Source organism: Micromonospora sp. MH33 (assembly GCF_003013775.1).
GTDB lineage: Bacteria > Actinomycetota > Actinomycetes > Mycobacteriales > Micromonosporaceae > Micromonospora > Micromonospora fulviviridis.
Window position 1 is genome coordinate 1 of sequence record NZ_MUYZ01000483.1, and the last position, 3,184, is coordinate 3,184.

A 3,184-nucleotide genomic window follows, 5' to 3' on the forward strand; every position below is an offset into this window, starting at 1 on the left:
TGGTCCGCGCCGTCCTCGGCGGGCTCCGCCGCGCCGGCGCTCTCGGCCACCGCCACGGGGGCGGCCGGCCGGTCGACGGCGAGGGCCGCCGCGCCCTCCGATTCGTTGGGGGTGGGCGTGGCCGGGGCGGGCTGTCCGGCGCCGGCCGGGAAGCCGCCGGAGGTGCTCGGGTCCGGCCCGTCCTGGGTGACCAGCTCGAGCGGGATCAGCACCACCGCCGTCGTCCCGCCGTACGCCGACTCCTTGAGCTGCACCTTCACCCCGTGCCGCTCGGTGAGCCGGCTGACCACGAAGAGGCCGAGCCGGGCGGCGTTGGCCAGGTTCAGCTCGGACCGGTCCACGATGCGCCGGTTCGCGGCGGCCAGTTCCTCGGCGCCCATGCCGAGGCCCCGGTCCTCGATCTCGATGGCGAAGCCGTTGGCCACCATCTGGCCGCGTACCTCGACGGTGGTGTGCGGCGGCGAGAAGGAGAGGCCGTTCTCGATCAACTCGGCCAGCAGGTGGATGACGTCGCCGACGGCCCGGCCGGTCAGCGAGACCGGGCCGAGCGGCCGTACGGTCACCCGGGTGTAGTCCTCGACCTCGGCGACCGCGCCGCGCACCACGTCGACCATCGGCACGTTGCGCCGCCAGGCCCGGCCCGGCGTCGAGCCGGAGAGGACGATCAGGTTCTCCGCGTTGCGCCGCATCCGGGTGGCCAGGTGGTCGACGCGGAACAGGTCCTCCAGCTCCTCGGCGTCGTGCTCCCGGCGCTCCATGGCGTCGAGCAGGGTGAGCTGGCGGTGCACCAGCGCCTGGGTACGCCGGGCCAGGCTGAGGAAGACCTCGCGGACGTTGCGGCGCAGCTCGGCCTGCTCGACGGCGGTCCGGATGGCGGTCTCCTGCACGGCGTTGAACGCCTTGCCGACCTGCCCGATCTCGTCGTCACCGGTCTGCAGCGGCGGCGCCTCGCGGGCGACGTCCACCTCCTCGCCGTGACCCAACCGCTCCACCACGCTGGGCAGCCGCTCGTTCGCCAGCCGGAACGCCGCCTCGCGCAGCCGTTCGAGCTGCCGGACCAGTGCCCGGGCGGTGGTGATGGACACGACGACGGAGGCGACGACGGCGATCAGGCCGAGGCCGGCGGCGAGCACCAGCCGGAGGATGACGCCGACGGCGACCGGGGTGGCCCGGGACACGATGTCCTCGCCGCCGGCGAGGATCACCCCGCGCAGGTCCTCCATGGACCGGTTGGCGGCGGCCTGCCAGGCCGCCGCGGTGACCGGCGGGCGCACGTCGCTGCCCTTGGCCGCGATCACCCGGTCCTGCAGGGCGCGCAGCTGCTGGAACGCCTCCCCCTCGGTCATCTGCTGGTAGCGGGCCCGGTCGGTCGGGGCCAGGTCGCGGGCGGTCCGGTCGGCGAGGAACCACTGGGCGCCGACCAGCCGGGCGAAGGCGGCCTGCTCGGCCACGGTCATCCGGTTGGCCGCCACCGCGCCGGTCAGCAGCGCGTCCTGCTGGGACAGCAGCTCCCGGGCCCGGTTCAGGTCGATCAGCGCGGCGGTGTCCCGGGCGATCTCGTCGTCGTCCAGACCGCCGAGCGCGTCGAAGACCCCGAAGATGGCGTCGACCGCCTCGTTGTACGCGGCCAGCGTCGCGGTCCGGTCGATGGTCTTGCGGCCGACCTCGGCGCGTACCTCGCCGAGCTGCCCGATCTCGGTCCTCAGCTCGGCGATCCGCTGCTCCAGCTCGTCACTGGCCGGGATCTCGGTGCGCCAGTCCTGCGCGGAGTGCCACAGCGCCGCGGCGCTGTCGTCGGTGCGCTGCCGCTGCGCGACCAGCTCCTGCAACTGGTCCGGGTCGGACTGTCCCAGGTACAGCAGCGACAGCCGCCGCTCGTTCTGGAGTTGGAGCAGCAGCGGGTCGCTCGGCTCGAAGACCCGCGCGTTGAGCGCCTGCACACCGAGCAGGTTGAAGCCGTCGCGCACGGTGACCCAGGCCGCGAAGGCCCAGAGTGCGATCAGGGACGCCAGCAGCGCGATGATCTTCGTACGGAGATTCGTACTGCGGGAACCCATCACACCGTCCTGGCCGAGTATTCGATCGGTCCGAAATCCGATCGACTCCGGCGCACGCTAGCAGCCGTCGTGAACTCCATTCAAGCGATCCTGATCATGGTGTCGTCGCCGGGGTGGCTGTGCCGTCGGCGGACCACGACGCGGCCAGCACCGCGGCGCGCACGATCAGCGTCGGACGGTAGAGATCCTTGTCGTGCCACAGCGCGGGCCCGTCGGCGCGTCCGTCCCACTCGGACAGTCGACGCCGTCCCCGTACGAGCGCCGCGGCGACCCGGGTGTCCCCCGGCCGCCCGGCGCCGGCAAGCGCGAGCACCGCGTACGCGGTCTCCTCGGCGGTGCCGCTCCACCGCCCCCAGGAGCCGTCCGCGCGTTGGGTCTCCAGCAGCCAGCCGACCCCCCGGTCGACGGCGGCGCGCGCCGCGGCCCCGGGGGCGTGGTCGGCCAGCGCGAGCAGCACGCAGTACGTCGCGTAGTACGCCGACGCGTGCCAGCGGTCGCCCCACCGTCCGTCCGGCTCCTGCCGCTCGACCAGCCAGCCGGCGACCCGGTCCACGGTGGCCGCGACGCCCGGGTGGGCGGGGTGCTGGCCGAGGGCGTCGAGCACGTGCGCGTTGGTGGTCACCGACGCCCCGTCCTCCCCCGGCCAGGTGCAGAAGTGCCGGCCGGTGTCGTACCGGTCGAGCCGGGACACGTCGAGCGGCCGGTTCAGCCGGGCGAGCGCGTAGAGGGTCACCGAGGTGGTGTCGGCGTCGGCGGGCAGCCCGGGTCCGGTGGCCGCGCCGGACACCCCGACGGCCGCCCGCAGTTCGGCCACCAACGACCCGGGAAAGGTCAGCGGCACCCCGGCCCGGGCCAGGATGCCGAGCACCCAGGCACGCTCGAAGACGGTGATCGGGCTGGCGCAGGGCACCGGGCCGCGCCGGCCGACCGCGTACAGGTAGTCCAGGGCGGGGCCGGGGTCGGGGTGACCGAGCCAGGCGGCCGTCGCTGCGGGCGAGGCGCCGACCGCGCCCGCCTCGCCGGGCCGCACCCCGGCCGCCCGGCGGGCCCGATCGCCGCCCACCTCCAGAGCGTGCGCCAGCTTCTCCGGGACGGGGCGGCCGGCGGCCAGCAGGCCGCGTACCCCG

2 protein-coding genes are annotated in these 3,184 nt (G+C 74.8%); both read right to left on the minus strand.

What is annotated here, in order from left to right; all coding sequences use genetic code 11:
* Positions 1-2,057 (minus strand): nitrate- and nitrite sensing domain-containing protein (locus B0E53_RS34750; protein ID WP_107079755.1); only part of this gene is annotated, 2,057 nt, incomplete at its 3' end.
* Between the two features lie 94 nt (positions 2,058-2,151).
* Positions 2,152-3,184: prenyltransferase/squalene oxidase repeat-containing protein (locus tag B0E53_RS34755; RefSeq protein WP_246835755.1), on the minus strand; the 1,033-nt coding region annotated here is incomplete at its 5' end.